Raw genomic sequence first — 14468 nt, 5'->3', positions numbered from 1 at the left:
CCCGCCACCGTTGGGTGCGCAATATGATAACATTTTTTTAATCTTTGACAGCGCGCTGGCAAGATTTGATCGCCGTTTGCTCAGAAAAAAGACAAAAATGGCGCATAAAAAAACACTATCTGGCGCTATACCAGATAGTGTTTACGTTGAGCGTAAAAGCGTGTTGATGTATTCACCCGGGCCTCAGCGCAACGCGCCAGTGCCCGACGTTGATTACATCATACCGCCCATACCACCCATACCGCCCATGCCACCCATACCACCAGCAGCACCTAAATCGCCTTTATCTTCTTTCGGCAGGTCGGTAATCATACATTCGGTGGTGATCATCAGGCCAGCAATGGATGCGGCATATTGCAGTGCAGAACGGGTTACTTTGGTCGGATCCAGAATACCCATGTCGATCATGTTACCGTAAGCTTCGGTTGCGGCGTTGTAACCGTAGTTACCTTCGCCTGCTTTCACGTTGTTAGCCACAACGGAAGGTTCTTCACCGGCATTTTCCACGATTTGACGCAGCGGTGCTTCCATCGCGCGCAGCGCAACACGAATACCCACGTTCTGATCTTCGTTTTCAGCTTGCAGATTGCGAATGGCATTGGCTACGCGAATCAGCGCTACACCACCACCGGCAACCACGCCTTCTTCAACGGCAGCACGGGTCGCGTGCAGCGCATCTTCAACGCGTGCTTTCTTCTCTTTCATTTCGACTTCAGTAGCCGCGCCGACTTTGATAACGGCAACGCCGCCCGCCAGTTTGGCAACGCGCTCTTGCAGTTTTTCGCGATCGTAATCGGAAGTCGCATCTTCAATCTGCTGACGAATCTGACCAACACGACCCTGGATAACCACTTCATCACCCACACCGTCGATGATGATGGTGGTGTCTTTGTTGATCACAACGCGTTTTGCCTGACCCAGATCTTCCAGGGTGGCTTTTTCCAGTTCCAGACCGATCTCTTCAGAGATAACGGTACCGGCAGTCAGGGTTGCGATGTCTTGCAGCATGGCTTTACGACGATCGCCGAAGCCAGGTGCCTTCACGGCAGCCACTTTAACGATACCGCGCATGGTGTTCACCACCAGCGTAGCCAGCGCTTCACCTTCAACATCTTCTGCGATGATCAGCAGCGGTTTGCCTGCTTTGGCAACGGCTTCCAGTACCGGCAGCATTTCACGGATGTTGGAGATCTTTTTGTCAGCCAGCAGGATGAACGGGCTTTCCAGCTCAACGGAACCGGTTTCCGGTTTGTTGATGAAATACGGGGAGAGATAACCGCGATCGAACTGCATCCCTTCCACAACGGCCAGTTCATCTTGTAAGCCGGAGCCTTCTTCGACGGTGATAACGCCTTCTTTGCCCACTTTCTCCATGGCTTCAGCGATCAGTTTACCCACTGTGTCATCAGAGTTGGCAGAGATGGTACCGACCTGAGCAATGGCTTTGGTGTCAGCGCAAGGTACGGACAGTTTTTTCAGTTCTTCAACCGCAGCGATAACCGCTTTATCGATACCGCGTTTCAGATCCATCGGGTTCATGCCTGCGGCAACGGCCTTCAGACCTTCGTTCACGATAGACTGTGCCAGTACGGTTGCCGTGGTGGTGCCGTCGCCCGCTGCGTCGTTCGCTTTGGAGGCCACTTCTTTCACCATCTGTGCGCCCATGTTTTCGAACTTGTCTTCCAGCTCGATTTCACGCGCTACGGACACGCCGTCTTTGGTAATAACCGGAGAACCAAAAGATTTATCCAGAACGACGTTGCGACCTTTCGGGCCTAAAGTCACTTTTACTGCGTTCGCAAGAACGTTCACGCCGCGCAGCATTTTTACGCGCGCGTCATTGCCGAATTTTACGTCTTTAGCTGCCATGGTTTATTTCCCTTAAATTCGTTCGATTCAGATGATTACGCTTCAACAATCGCCAGGATGTCGCTTTCAGACATGATCAGGACTTCTTCGTTGTCGATCTTCTCGGCTTTCACGCCATAGCCATCATTAAAAATGACGATATCGCCAACTTTCACATCCAGCGGTTTTACGTCGCCGTTTTCCAGAATGCGGCCATGGCCCACAGCCAGTACTTCACCACGGGTAGATTTAGCCGCAGCAGAACCGGTCAGAACAATACCGCCAGCAGATTTGGACTCGACTTCTTTACGCTTGACGATCACGCGGTCATGCAATGGACGAATTTTCATTGATAGCTCTCCTTTGAGAAAGTCCATATCAGTTTGGGATTAACGCCGGGTACATTTTGATACCCGCCTTGTGAGTTTCTAAGTGGGGACGATTCGCTTCCCTTCAAGGGAGAAAAAGGTTTTTTTTTGCGATAACGATGAAATTCTGATAATGAAGAATAAAAATTAGATATAAAACAGATGTTTAATATCTTTTTCTTAATCAGCATCATTTGTCTTGATCGTCTCTATGCTCGAGGTTTTTACGGTCATCATCTTTGCGATAGTACTCACCGTCAAAGGTGTTGCCGTTGCTGCCGGACGATGCGGTGCCAGCGCCACGCCAAATGTGCAGATGAGGCATCAGTTTAACCGTCAACCGCTTTTGCAACGGGGGCAACAGCAGCAGCAATCCCAGGAAGTCAGTGAAAAAACCGGGCAGCAGCAGCAAAAAGCCCGCCAATACCAGCGATACGCTTTTGACCATTTCCGCCGCAGGGCTCTCTCCCGCCGCGATTTTCTGCTGCATTTGAATAAACGTTTTCACCCCTTGATTGCGCACCAGAGAAACGCCAATACAGGAGGTAAACACCACCAGCAGCAACGTCACCGCGACGCCCAGCACTTCCGCAACGCGGATGAACAGCGAAATTTCGATGTAGGCAAAAAGAAAGAGTAGGAATAGCGGTAACCAGCGCACTGGATTCTCCTGATTTATTTAACTGTTTGTTATAAAACGAACAAAACGATCGATATCCGCCTGAGTCATAGGCTGCCGTCATCTGTTATGCATCCGGCCATCATGAAGACCTATCACCAGAGATCCAACATCAACCCTTATAATTTAATGAAGTGGTAGCGCAAGCGAGGATTTTCAACCTGTAGATGGAAAATTTCGTTGCGCAATAATCACCAGTGACCACTATCACAATTTATTTACTTTATTAATTACACATCTTCATTGAGTGATCGAAACTACGCTTTTGGGATTCTATACAATATATCATCACCCCAGCGGAGGCAGTTATGGTCAATCGTTCTGCGACTGTTGCCTGTGGTGATACATTTTGTGGTAACACCCTCGTGATAATAACTCGCGTTTATTGGCACGATTATTGGTTAACACGCTTTTTTGTTAACACCAAGGTGGTTAGCAAAACGCGTTCTCATCAAGTTGCAGGATTCAAGAGAAGGCTCTCATGTCAGACAACATCCGTATTGAAGAAGACCTGTTAGGTAACCGTGAAGTTCCCGCCGATGCCTACTATGGCATTCATACCCTGCGGGCAATTGAAAATTTTTACATCAGCAACCACAAAATCAGTGATATTCCCGAATTCGTGCGTGGCATGGTGATGGTTAAAAAGGCCGCTGCCTTGGCAAACCGCGAGTTGAAAACCATTCCCCGCGCGATTGCCGATACCATTATCCGTGCCTGCGATGAAGTGCTGAACAACGGCAAATGCATGGATCAGTTCCCGGTTGATGTGTATCAGGGGGGAGCGGGCACCTCGGTGAACATGAACACCAACGAAGTGCTGGCGAACATTGGTCTGGAGCTGATGGGCCATAACAAAGGTGAATATCAGTATCTCAACCCTAACGATCATCTGAACAAGTGCCAGTCCACCAACGACGCCTATCCCACCGGCTTTCGTATTGCGGTGTACAGCGCCATCCTGACGCTGATAGACGCCATCACCCAGTTGGCTGACGGCTTCGAGCGCAAGGCCAAAGAATTTGAAACCATCCTGAAGATGGGGCGTACCCAGTTGCAGGATGCGGTGCCGATGACGCTGGGTCAGGAATTCCACGCATTCTCTGTGCTGCTTTACGAAGAGAACAAAAACCTGCTGCGCACCGGCGAGTTGCTGCTGGAAGTGAATCTGGGCGCAACCGCTATCGGCACGCGGTTGAACACACCGGACGGTTACCAACAGTTAGCCGTGCAGCGTCTGGCAGAAGTGAGCGGCCTGGCGTGCGTACCGGCTGAGGATTTGATCGAAGCCACCTCCGACTGCGGCGCTTACGTGATGGTGCACGGTGCGCTGAAACGTCTGGCGGTGAAGATGTCGAAGATCTGTAACGACCTTAGGCTGCTTTCTTCCGGCCCGCGCGCTGGCCTCAATGAAATCAACCTGCCGGAATTGCAGGCAGGCTCTTCCATCATGCCCGCCAAGGTCAATCCGGTGGTGCCGGAAGTGGTCAATCAGGTGTGCTTCAAGGTGATCGGCAACGACACCTGCGTCACCATGGCCTCTGAAGCGGGTCAGTTGCAGCTCAACGTGATGGAGCCGGTGATCGGCCAGGCGATGTTTGAATCTATCCATATTCTCACCAACGCCTGTCACAACCTGCTGGAAAAATGCGTTAACGGCATTACAGCCAACAAAGCGGTGTGTGAAGCCTACGTGTTCAACTCCATCGGCATTGTCACCTACCTCAACCCGTTTATTGGCCACCACAATGGCGACATTGTCGGCAAGATTTGCGCCGAAACCGGTAAGAGCGTGCGTGAAGTGGTGCTGGAGCGCGGTCTGCTGACCGAAAGTGAACTGGATGACATTTTCTCGGTACAAAACCTGATGCACCCGGCCTATAAGGCCAAACGTTACACGGATGACAACGACGCGTCTTAAGCGTCCAATCGGTTAGCACAGCGCGCCCCGCCATCCGGCGCGCTCGCGTTACTCCTGACAGGCACGTCGGCATTTTGCGGGCGTGCCTTTTTTATGGCCTCAGGTTTGCCCATAACCATAAGAATTTCTTATCTAAAAAAGGAGCATTGGTATGTTTGCCTTTGAGTTGGTTATCGTTCTGTTGGCTATTTACCTCGGCGCACGGCTCGGTGGGATCGGTATCGGTTTTGCTGGCGGTCTCGGCGTTCTGGTTCTGACACTGGTGTTTCAAATCAAACCCGGTGCCATTCCCTTCGACGTGATTCAAATCATCATGGCGGTCATCGCCGCCATCGCGGCCATGCAGGTCGCCGGAGGAATGGATTATCTGGTGAGCCTGGCGGAAAAATTGCTACGGCGTCAGCCCAAATACGTCACCTTTTTGGCCCCTGTCGTCACCTATTTTATGACGCTGTTGGCGGGGACAGGGCACACGGCGTTCTCAACCCTGCCGGTGATTGCCGAAGTGGCTAAAGAACAAGGGATCCGCCCCTCCCGCCCGTTATCGATTGCCGTTGTGGCCTCGCAAATCGCCATCACCGCTTCACCGATTTCCGCCGCCGTGGTTTTCGTTGCCAGCATTCTTGAACCGAAAGGTGTCAGCTATCTGCTGCTGCTCGGCATCTGTATTCCCACCACCTTATGCGCGGTGTTACTTACCGCCGTAGTGACCAACTTTTTGGGCAAGGAGCTGAAAGACGACGAGATTTATCAGGCGCGGTTGGCAAAGGGTGAAACCGTGCTGCGCGGCGTCAGCAAGCTGGAGATAAAAACGGGGGCCAAGCGTTCTGTGCTGCTGTTTTTAGTGGGGATTGTCGCTGTGATGCTTTACGCCACCGCCATCAGCGACACCGTCGGGCTGATTGCCAAACCCATACTGCCGCGTAACGAAGCCATCGTGGTCTTTATGCTGACGGTCGCCACCCTGATCTGCATCACCTGTAAGCTGGATACCGCCAAAATCCTCTCTGCCAGCACCTTCAAATCCGGCATGAGCGCCTGCATTTGCGTGATGGGCGTGGCCTGGTTAGGCGATACCTTCGTAAAAGCGCACATCGGTGAAATTCAGGGCACCGCAGGGGCATTGTTGCAGAATTACCCGTGGATGCTGGCGGTAATACTGTTTTTTGCCTCTACCCTGCTCTACTCACAGGCGGCGACAGCGAAGGCGCTGATGCCCGCGGCATTACTGCTGGGCGTGACGCCAGTCACTGCCGTCGCCTCCTTTGCCGCGGTGTCAGCACTGTTCGTGTTACCCACCTATCCTACGCTGCTCGCCGCCGTAGAAATGGATGACACCGGTTCAACCCGTATCGGCAAGTATGTCTTTAACCACGCGTTCCTGGTGCCTGGCGTTCTGGCGATTACGCTATCCGTCATCTTTGGCTTTGTTCTGGGGAATCTGGTGCTGTAACGACCCTCCGGTATTCACCCCGGGCGGTGCTTCGCCGCCCGGCATCCATTCCCCTTGGCCCCCAAAGCAGGGTATAGTACCCCCAGTTCCTCTTTCACTGGGGTGACCATGGAAAATCCTGCGAGCAGTAGCGCCATCGTTGTCCTGTGTACCGCACCGGACGAACCCATTGCACAACAGTTGGCGACCGATGTGCTCAATGCCGGGCTGGCAGCCTGTGTCACAGTACTGCCTGGCGCGCACTCTTTCTATGTCTGGGAAGGTAAGCTGGAGCAGCAAAAGGAAGTGCAACTGGTGATCAAGAGCGATACCTTGCACCAACCTGCGCTGCTGCAACGCCTGAAACAACAACACCCTTATCAAACGCCGGAACTGTTGGTGGTTCCGATCACGGATGGCGACAAAGATTACCTGACATGGCTAACCGCATCCTTACGCTGATCCTGCTGTTAAGCACGCTGATCTGCCCTCAACTGGCAGGCGCATCCCTGTTTGCGCCGTCATCTCCGGTGCAAAACAGCCGCTTTCTAACGGTAGATCGCGCCTTTGCTTTCGATTTTCAGCAACAGCAAGAGACGCTGACGCTGCGCTGGCAAATCCATCCGGGCTATTATCTCTATCGCGATAAAATCAGCCTGGCTCCTGGACAAGCCGTATTAGGCGACATGTCCTTACCCGCCGGTCTGCCGCACAAGGACGACTTTTTCGGCGAAGTGGCAATTTTTCGCGATAGCCTCACGGTGACCGTCCCTATTACGCAGAGCACCGCGGGTGCAACGGTGCGAGTGACCTATCAAGGCTGTGCCGATGCAGGTTTTTGCTACCCGCCTGAAACGCGGGAAATTCCGTTAAGCGCAGTGACCGCAGGCCATCAGCCAACGCCCAGCGATAGGGCTCCAACTGCCACAACACCGGTTGCACCCGCACAACTGCCGTTTTCTCCGCTTTGGGCGCTGTTAATCGGTATTGGTGTTGCCTTCACCCCCTGCGTGCTCCCGATGTACCCACTGATTTCCGGGCTGATTCTTGGCAGGAAACAGCAATTATCCACGCGTCGCACCCTGCTGCTAGCATTCACCTATGTGCAAGGCATGGCGCTGACCTACACGCTGCTCGGCGTTATCATCGCGGCGGCAGGGCTACGCTTTCAGGCGGCGCTACAGCACCCAGCCGTGTTGATCGGCTTGTCACTGTTGTTTATCGCCCTCGCGCTGTCGATGTTTGGCCTCTATAACCTACAAATGCCCTCCGCCCTGCAAACCCGTCTGGCGCTGTGGAGCAATCGACAACAAAGCGGCTCTCTGGGTGGGGTCTTTTGCATGGGGGCACTGGCAGGACTGATCTGCTCGCCCTGCACCACAGCCCCACTCAGCGCCATCCTGCTCTACATTGCGCAAAGCGGTAATAGCGTCGCCGGTGGCGGCATCCTTTATCTCTATGCGCTCGGTATGGGCTTGCCGCTTATCGCGGTGACGCTGTTCGGCAACCGCTTTTTACCCCGTAGCGGTCCTTGGATGCAGCACATCAAAACTGCTTTTGGGTTTGTCATTCTGGCCTTACCGGTTTTTCTGCTGGAACGCGTTGTAGGCGATATCTGGGGAGCTCGCCTGTGGAGCCTGCTGATAATTTCCTTCCTGAGTTGGCTGATCATTCTGGGCTTGCGCAGCCATTGGCGCGGGATGCGTTTGATACAACTGCTGCTTTTGATTGGTGCCGTGACCGCCGCTCGTCCATTGCAAGAATGGTTAATGCCTTCATCAAGCCAAGCCAGCACCGCTCACACATCGACTCTGCCGTTTACACAGGTTCATCATCTGGAGGGGTTGAACCAATCCCTCACCAGCAGCCAGCGCCCTGCCATGCTGGATTTATATGCCGACTGGTGTGTAGCCTGCAAAGAGTTTGAGAAATACACCTTCAGCGATGCGGCCGTTAAACAGGCGCTGGCCGGGTTTCAACTCCTTCAGGCGGATGTCACCGCCAACAACGCGCAGCAAAATGCCTTGCTGAAAAAATTTCAGGTTATGGGGTTACCGACCATACTCTTTTTTGACAGTAATGGCCGAGAGATTCCCGACTCACGCATTACGGGTTTTATGAATGCCGAGGCGTTCCGGGCACATTTGCAAAAACTGGGGCAATAAGCTGCTGAAACGGTGGCGGCCCCAGTCTGAATCAAGGGGGATATCATGCAACTACAGCGGGACGAGGTACTTGAGAGCGCGCTGATCTTACTGGAACAGCAGGGCGTTGCCGCCTTAACGTTAGACACTCTGGCGGAGAAACACTGCATCACCGCTGAGGCCATGACCGCCTTCTGGCCGGATCGTGAAGCACTCCTCTATGATTGTCTGCGGCACCACAGCCAGCAGGTGGATACCTGGCGACGTCAGCTGTTGCTGGATGACGCGCTCTCGGTTGAGGAAAAACTGCTGGCGCGCTATCAGGTGTTGCATGAGGCGTTACAGAACCAGCGCTATCCCGGCTGTTTGTTTATTGCGGCGTGCAGTTTTTATCCTGATATCCATCATCCCATCCATCAGATTGCAGAGCGTCAAAAACAGGCATCGCTCCACTACACGCGCGAACTTCTGGCGCAGTTGGAAACGGACGATCCTGAAATGGTCGCACAGCAGATGGAATTGATTCTCGAAGGTTGCCTGAGTCGGTTGATGGTAAAACACCACGCGGATGACATCGCCACGGCACGCCGTCTGGCGGAGGATGTACTGCGGTTCGCGTTATGCCGCAAAAACGGTGCGCTAACCTGACAGAACCTGGGGCGCGACGCTGAGAAATGCGTCATCCTGACTGAAAAGTCGGCAATCAACGTGGTTTTGATGCTTTTCCTGCACAAACCCGTTGACGGCAAGCGGCCAATACGGTTTAATGCGCCCCGTTGCCCGGATAGCTCAGTCGGTAGAGCAGGGGATTGAAAATCCCCGTGTCCTTGGTTCGATTCCGAGTCCGGGCACCACTTCTCCTTTTTTATGCCTCCCTATACGTTCCTATAAATCCCTATGTGTTTGTAATGTAAGCAGAGTGGCATAAAAATCTTTCCCGATGCATTCTTAGTTATCCCTAGGTGTCCGGAAAAAAGTGGGTCAAATTACGGGTCATTCAGTTCGATGAACGGAGTGACCCGCCCATGTTAACTGATAGCAAGATCCGCTCAGCCAAAAACCTCGAAAAATCATACAAGCTCACCGATTCGTTAGGGCTTTATCTAACGATATCTACTCATGGTGCCAAGCGGTGGTATTTCCGCTACACCTTCGAGCGTAAAGAGAACCGCCTCGCCTTTGGCGCTTACCCGTTGATTTCATTGGCAGCAGCCCGAGAAAAGCGCGATGCGGCGCGTAAGTTGCTGGCATCCGGTGTCTGCCCTTCACTGTCTCGCAAGGCAGAAAAATCCGCAGTGGATGAATCAAGAACGTTTCGCTATATCGCCACTGGCTGGCACACCAGCAGTCTTAAACTCTGGTCGGACGCGCACGCCGATAAAATCCTTACCTGCCTGAGACGCTACGTTTTCCCTGCGATTGGCGCGATGGATATCGCTCAGATTGAAACCCGCCATCTGGCACAACTGGTTAAAGCGATTAACGATAAAGGCGTGCATGACGTCGCGGGTCGGGTGCGCCAGCATCTGACCAAAATCATGCGTCATGCGGTGCAGCAAGGCGTGATCAAATACAATCCAGCTTACGATCTGGATGGCGTTGTGACTCCGGTTGTGGCCCAACATCACCCAGCCCTGCCGTTGAAGCGCCTGCCAGAACTACTGGTGAAGATTGATAGCTACCAAGGTCGGATGCTAACTCGACTGGCGCTGGAACTTAATCTCCATGTTTTCCTGCGCGCCAGTGAGCTACGTCTTGCCCGCTGGGATGAATTCAACCTGAAAGTGCATATCTGGACCGTGCCACCCCAGCGTGAAGCGGTAAACGGCGTGAGGTTCTCAGAGCGTGGCGCAAAAATGAGGGATGAACATCTGGTGCCACTGTCGCAGCAGGCGGTCGCCCTGCTGGAGCAGATTCGGGCAATTTCTGGCGAATCAGTCTTTGTATTTCCGGGCGCACATACGCTGAACAAGCCGATGAGTGAAAATACCATCAACAAGGCGCTGCGCGTAATTGGCTATGACACCAAAACCGAAGTGTGCGGCCATGGTTTCAGGACCATGGCCTGTAGCGCCTTGAATGAGTCTGGACGCTGGTCAAAGGATGCCATCGAGCGACAGATGAGTCACAAAGAGCGCAACGGCGTGCGGGCGGCTTACGTGCATAAGGCGGAGCATCTGGAAGCCAGAATCGAAATGATGCAGTGGTGGTCAGATTATCTGGATGTCAATCGAGAGGGTTATGTCGCGCCCTATGTTTATGCGCGGAGTAACGCAGGGAAGCATTGATCTTGCCGCTAACGCGTTACCCACACTGGCTCCCGACAGGCTTTCTATTCCATAGAAAGCCTGTCGGGAGCCATTTCGTTGCATCATGCATGCAGCACTGATTCACTACAAGAGCGCCTTTACCGCCCTTCCCATTCTGTCAGTCACTGCTCATAACGCTATGATTTCGTCGACTTGCCCTGCCGTGAAGCAGCCAATTTTTTGTTGCAGGCATCCAGCACCCAGGCTGAAAAATTCGCATCAGGGTCATTCGCTTTTTCCAGCGCGACGCTGGCATTGATTGCTTCGATAAGCTCGTGCGGGAAACGTATTCCCTTTGTTGTCGAACGCTTGTTTTTTGAGCCTGTAGGCATGCCGTTTTCCTTTTCACTGAACGAACACTATACAAGGGAAAATATTTTTCAAACACGTTGACGTGTATGTGCACCTAGCGCTATGGTGTATGTGCACCAAAAGAGAGTTTATGGTGAAAAACGAAACCCGGCAGTGCGCCAACACTCACCGGGCTTCTGACCACAACATTAAGGAGACTAATGCTATGGCTGATGCTGATAGTAACACGCGCACGCCTTATCAATCACTGGCGGAGTGCGATAGCCTGTATTCTGCCATGAGCGCCGCACTGGCTCATCTGGACTTATCGATCATGGACAACGATGAATTGTCGCTGGCCGCCTATTATTGTGCTGAAACCCGCGCCGGACTTTGCCATTGCCTCAATTTTATCGGTGACGCACTGATCACCTTTGCCGAAAATGAGGTGTACGAATCCACTCCTGAGAGTTTATGCCAATTAGGGCATGGGCTGACCGCTATCTGTTTGCTTATCCCTGCCCTCACCGATATGCAAGAATGCGCGCAAGCACTGACCAGCAAGAAAACGTGCTGAACGTAGCACTCCCGATCAAAGCTCTGCCGCCAGTAGTGACGGGCAGAGCTTTTTTGTTGGTGGAACTGCATAACCAAAAACTCATCACATTCGATATTGAGTTATTTAACGTCACACCTTCCCTTTCTCGCTAGCATTCCCCAACGACATACTTCAACAGGGGAATAAAATGCAGCCCTGCGTAACCGCCAAGCACGACGAATTTAAGCTTGTTAATTTCTGCGCTCCGCAGGAATTAACCAGTGGCGTGAGGCGAGTAAATGCCATTTCGCAGAAATGGCTAATTTGCCTCGCCCGAACCCACCGGCGAGCGTTCCCCCCGAGGGGAACCGAGCAGGCCGGGGGGAGCCGCAAAAATTTTGCCGCCCCAGCGAGCAAAAAGGCATTCCCCAGAATGCCGGTTTTTGTGGGGGGCTTGCCCCGCACACCGTCGCGGCTAAGTCTCCGGCCAAAAGCCGGTAGCGTGGCGCGACTAACCACTTTGAAGTCGTTTTCCTATTTTTTCGCTGACCGGAACGGGCAAAAGAAAAAAGGGGCAAAAAACGGCGTCTCAAAGGGGTTAGTCGCGCGTAGCGCGCGACGGTGTGCCGCCGTTGAACTTGGGGGTTTTGGTGCGGCGTCCAGCCGCGACATTACCCCCATGCACCAGGGAATAAGGGCGTCCAGCCCGCATGAACTGGCGCATGCCGTTTTGTGCCGGGAAATGTATTTTCCGGCACATGACCGCGTCGCGGTCACCTCTTTCTCCCCACAAGATCGCCTCATGACGTCGACTCATGCCAGTGGGCGAAGGTATTCCCCCACGCAATGAGGCGATAAAGCCGAAAGAGAGAACAGTCCAATACAATGTGAAGGAGGATGCATGCTTATTTACGATTACAGTGAACGACGGGCGCGTAATCACGAAAAGATCCGAGTCCTGCTCAATTTTCTAAAACAAGAAACCTACAGTAGTTTTAAAAACCTGATGCTGCTTTTTGATTTTAAAAATCACAAACCGCTTTATCTATTGCTGGCGAAAGCCATTAGCATGGGATTGGTCCAAAAGCATGAAATAAACACCAGAATGGTGAAAATCTCTCTGTGGGGGATCACCAATGACGGATTATCCGTTGTCATCACACCCCATGAGGATGGCTTTCCTGCACGGTTTGAGCCCTCTAAAGTCACAGGCTGGACGCTGATGCAGCGCCTTGATCGTCAGCTAGCACGCCTCCTTCTAGAGAAGAAAGGCGCTTATGGGTGGATCAGCGGCGCTGATTCAACATTCCTCACTCGCTATAAGGTGTATCATCGCCCTGCAGGGGTGATAACGTTACCAGACGGGACGGTTATCGCCGTTGAAGCTGAGCGCCATCTGAAAACCAAGGCCCGTTATCAGGCGATAATCACCCAGCATTTGATAACTCGTACTCAAAAACTTTGGATGTACGTCTTCTACATCGTGCCCGATCCGCAGATAAAGCGAGCTATTGAGCGGATGTTCAATAGCGTGAAATACGCTATTGTCAGCCATCAGCGTATCCCGCTTGAAGCGAAGCACCGCAACGTTTTTCGGGTTTATACGGTTGAGGAGCTTAAACGGTTGGCGTTGAATTTTGACTAATTGCTGAACAACCACGCGGAGTATATACTCAAAGTATGCACACGAGAGGAGCACTATCATGAAACACCGCGTTAGCGTTACCGTAGACAAGGACAATTATCAGGTCCTGAGTGCTGCCGGAGTCAATATCTCTGGGCTGGTGAATGATGTTATTGGCAAAGAAGCCCGCCGAATCAAGGCTGAAGAGTGGAAGAAGGAAAACCGCGAAGGGATGGAGGAAGTCGCTCGATTTATCGCACAGAATGGCTCCTTTGCTGATGAAAACAGGAATTGGTGATCATGCAATTCATTGTTTATCAATATAAAAGAGCCAGTCACTACACAATGTTTGTTGATGTGCAAAGCGATATTGTCGAGACGCCTAAGCGGCGTATGGCTATCCCGCTTATCGAAGCGCATCACCTGTCTGAGAAGGTGAATAAAACGCTATTTCCGCTGATTCGCATTGATGGGGAAGATTATCGGCTGATGACGACGGAACTATCGAGCGTTCCGGTTGAGGTTATGGGGGAAGAAATCGCGGATCTTGGCGAGTATGCCGATGAGATTAAGGATGCTATTAATCTTATGTTTTGGGGGATTTGAGAGGTATTATGTATATTCTAATCGCGATTTACGCATAGCGCTCATCCCCCGTGACGACATTAATATTCTAAGAGATCTCCAAATATAAATTAGATTGATTATTGAGATACCTACACAGGGGCCTCTCGCAATACACCAGAATTTTACGAGATTTTCCAATGCTTCCTGCATCTCTACTTCACAAAATCTCCCATAGACACCAAGGCATTCACACGTTTAAGAAAAAGAGACTCATGAGAAAAAGCTGAAAGTGGTAGGTGTGGTGAAAACCCTTTCAGATATAGATATACGCACTTACAAGTGAGGATCTAATCCCCCCATCCCTCACAGACCTACGCAGAATATTTCCAAGTTTCAATGCGTGATAAAAAATGATCATCGTTTAGACAATCGATATTGAATATGCAGCAATCTACATTTATTATTTACATCGGGTGCTAATTAACTTATGGAAACACGAATGAAAACACAATATTAAAGGGAACTTATAAACAATGATTAATTTATTAAAAAATAAATTTACGCCCCTATTATCTGACTGTTTTTTAGTGCCACATCACCTTTTAAAGGCCTTATACCATAAGCGATTGGAAAAATTTTTTCTCATGATTTCTCTGATAATAACTTTATCAATAAGAGATACTTAACGGAAAAATGATAACTGTGTTTATTAAGCATTCTACTATTTGTATCAGCTATTTAAAGGAT

The 14468-nt window shown here is 51.5% G+C and carries 14 protein-coding genes and 1 tRNA gene; 11 read left to right on the top strand and 4 right to left on the bottom strand.

Features of this window, described 5'->3' with window-relative positions; genetic code table 11:
• Nucleotides 1-213: 213 nt before the first annotated feature.
• The 3 genes from groL to J5069_RS11325 all read right to left on the bottom strand — a co-directional run bounded on the left by groL (nt 214) and on the right by J5069_RS11325 (nt 2877).
• On the bottom strand, nt 214-1869 hold the full coding sequence (gene groL / locus J5069_RS11335; RefSeq protein ID WP_264643993.1) for a chaperonin GroEL: 1656 nt from the start codon (nt 1867-1869) through the stop codon (nt 214-216).
• Between the two features lie 35 nt (nt 1870-1904).
• Nucleotides 1905-2198 (bottom strand): co-chaperone GroES, encoded by a 294-nt coding sequence (locus tag J5069_RS11330; RefSeq protein WP_195312573.1) that lies wholly within the window; start codon nt 2196-2198, stop codon nt 1905-1907.
• A gap of 208 nt (nt 2199-2406) precedes the next feature.
• The gene (locus J5069_RS11325; protein WP_264643992.1) at nt 2407-2877 is read right to left on the bottom strand and encodes an FxsA family protein; all 471 of its coding nucleotides are present in this window, start codon (nt 2875-2877) and stop codon (nt 2407-2409) included.
• A 499-nt stretch (nt 2878-3376) separates the two neighbouring features.
• Here J5069_RS11325 and aspA point away from each other — a divergent pair, with 499 nt between their 5' ends.
• The 7 genes from aspA (at nt 3377) to J5069_RS11290 (ending at nt 10680) form a co-directional block, all read left to right on the top strand.
• Nucleotides 3377-4816 carry an aspartate ammonia-lyase gene (gene aspA / locus J5069_RS11320; RefSeq protein ID WP_264643991.1) on the top strand — a complete coding sequence of 480 codons (1440 nt, stop codon included), beginning with the start codon at nt 3377-3379 and terminating at the stop codon, nt 4814-4816.
• Between the two features lie 151 nt (nt 4817-4967).
• A complete protein-coding gene (locus tag J5069_RS11315) occupies nt 4968-6269 on the top strand; it encodes an anaerobic C4-dicarboxylate transporter (RefSeq protein ID WP_264643990.1) in 1302 nt (433 codons plus the stop codon).
• 108 nt (nt 6270-6377) lie between these two features.
• Complete coding sequence (gene cutA / locus J5069_RS11310) at nt 6378-6710, top strand: divalent cation tolerance protein CutA (protein ID WP_264643989.1); 333 nt, start codon at nt 6378-6380, stop codon at nt 6708-6710.
• Nucleotides 6686-8413 carry a protein-disulfide reductase DsbD gene (locus J5069_RS11305; RefSeq protein WP_264643988.1) on the top strand — a complete coding sequence of 576 codons (1728 nt, stop codon included), beginning with the start codon at nt 6686-6688 and terminating at the stop codon, nt 8411-8413. Before cutA ends, J5069_RS11305 begins: the two co-directional genes overlap by 25 nt.
• Nucleotides 8414-8458: 45 nt before the next feature.
• On the top strand, nt 8459-9040 hold the full coding sequence (locus tag J5069_RS11300; RefSeq protein WP_264643987.1) for a transcriptional regulator: 582 nt from the start codon (nt 8459-8461) through the stop codon (nt 9038-9040).
• A 130-nt stretch (nt 9041-9170) separates the two neighbouring features.
• Nucleotides 9171-9246, top strand: a tRNA-Phe gene (locus tag J5069_RS11295).
• Between the two features lie 171 nt (nt 9247-9417).
• Entirely contained in the window at nt 9418-10680 is a 1263-nt protein-coding gene (locus J5069_RS11290; protein WP_264643986.1) for a tyrosine-type recombinase/integrase, read from the top strand.
• 158 nt (nt 10681-10838) lie between these two features.
• On the opposite strand, the gene J5069_RS11285 is transcribed toward J5069_RS11290, so the two are convergent.
• Nucleotides 10839-11033, bottom strand: coding sequence for a YlcI/YnfO family protein (locus J5069_RS11285; RefSeq protein WP_264628108.1), 195 nt, complete (start codon nt 11031-11033; stop codon nt 10839-10841).
• A 185-nt stretch (nt 11034-11218) separates the two neighbouring features.
• Here J5069_RS11285 and J5069_RS11280 point away from each other — a divergent pair, with 185 nt between their 5' ends.
• The 4 genes from J5069_RS11280 to ccdB all read left to right on the top strand — a co-directional run bounded on the left by J5069_RS11280 (nt 11219) and on the right by ccdB (nt 13760).
• Complete coding sequence (locus J5069_RS11280; RefSeq protein ID WP_264643985.1) at nt 11219-11569, top strand: hypothetical protein; 351 nt, start codon at nt 11219-11221, stop codon at nt 11567-11569.
• Nucleotides 11570-12431: 862 nt separating this feature from the next.
• Nucleotides 12432-13175 (top strand): MobC family replication-relaxation protein, encoded by a 744-nt coding sequence (gene mobC, locus J5069_RS11275; protein WP_264643984.1) that lies wholly within the window; start codon nt 12432-12434, stop codon nt 13173-13175.
• 58 nt (nt 13176-13233) lie between these two features.
• Nucleotides 13234-13452 carry a type II toxin-antitoxin system antitoxin CcdA gene (ccdA, locus tag J5069_RS11270; RefSeq protein ID WP_264643983.1) on the top strand — a complete coding sequence of 73 codons (219 nt, stop codon included), beginning with the start codon at nt 13234-13236 and terminating at the stop codon, nt 13450-13452.
• A gap of 2 nt (nt 13453-13454) precedes the next feature.
• Complete coding sequence (gene ccdB / locus J5069_RS11265; RefSeq protein WP_264643982.1) at nt 13455-13760, top strand: type II toxin-antitoxin system toxin CcdB; 306 nt, start codon at nt 13455-13457, stop codon at nt 13758-13760.
• Nucleotides 13761-14468 lie beyond the last annotated feature (708 nt).

The organism is Candidatus Symbiopectobacterium sp. NZEC127, assembly GCF_025962675.1.
Classification (GTDB): Bacteria; Pseudomonadota; Gammaproteobacteria; order Enterobacterales; family Enterobacteriaceae; genus Symbiopectobacterium.
The sequence above is the reverse complement of the archived record's forward strand: the minus strand, read 5'-3'. Positions and strand labels throughout refer to the sequence as shown.

Coding starts and splice junctions, on each gene's coding strand:
- groL (WP_264643993.1), bottom strand. CDS start 1,869: ATGGCAGCTAAAGACGTAAAATTCGGCAATGACGCGCGCGTAAAAATG.
- J5069_RS11330 (WP_195312573.1), bottom strand. CDS start 2,198: ATGAAAATTCGTCCATTGCATGACCGCGTGATCGTCAAGCGTAAAGAA.
- aspA (WP_264643991.1), top strand. CDS start 3,377: ATGTCAGACAACATCCGTATTGAAGAAGACCTGTTAGGTAACCGTGAA.
- J5069_RS11315 (WP_264643990.1), top strand. CDS start 4,968: ATGTTTGCCTTTGAGTTGGTTATCGTTCTGTTGGCTATTTACCTCGGC.
- cutA (WP_264643989.1), top strand. CDS start 6,378: ATGGAAAATCCTGCGAGCAGTAGCGCCATCGTTGTCCTGTGTACCGCA.
- J5069_RS11305 (WP_264643988.1), top strand. CDS start 6,686: ATGGCTAACCGCATCCTTACGCTGATCCTGCTGTTAAGCACGCTGATC.
- J5069_RS11300 (WP_264643987.1), top strand. CDS start 8,459: ATGCAACTACAGCGGGACGAGGTACTTGAGAGCGCGCTGATCTTACTG.
- J5069_RS11290 (WP_264643986.1), top strand. CDS start 9,418: ATGTTAACTGATAGCAAGATCCGCTCAGCCAAAAACCTCGAAAAATCA.
- J5069_RS11285 (WP_264628108.1), bottom strand. CDS start 11,033: ATGCCTACAGGCTCAAAAAACAAGCGTTCGACAACAAAGGGAATACGT.
- J5069_RS11280 (WP_264643985.1), top strand. CDS start 11,219: ATGGCTGATGCTGATAGTAACACGCGCACGCCTTATCAATCACTGGCG.
- mobC (WP_264643984.1), top strand. CDS start 12,432: ATGCTTATTTACGATTACAGTGAACGACGGGCGCGTAATCACGAAAAG.
- ccdA (WP_264643983.1), top strand. CDS start 13,234: ATGAAACACCGCGTTAGCGTTACCGTAGACAAGGACAATTATCAGGTC.
- ccdB (WP_264643982.1), top strand. CDS start 13,455: ATGCAATTCATTGTTTATCAATATAAAAGAGCCAGTCACTACACAATG.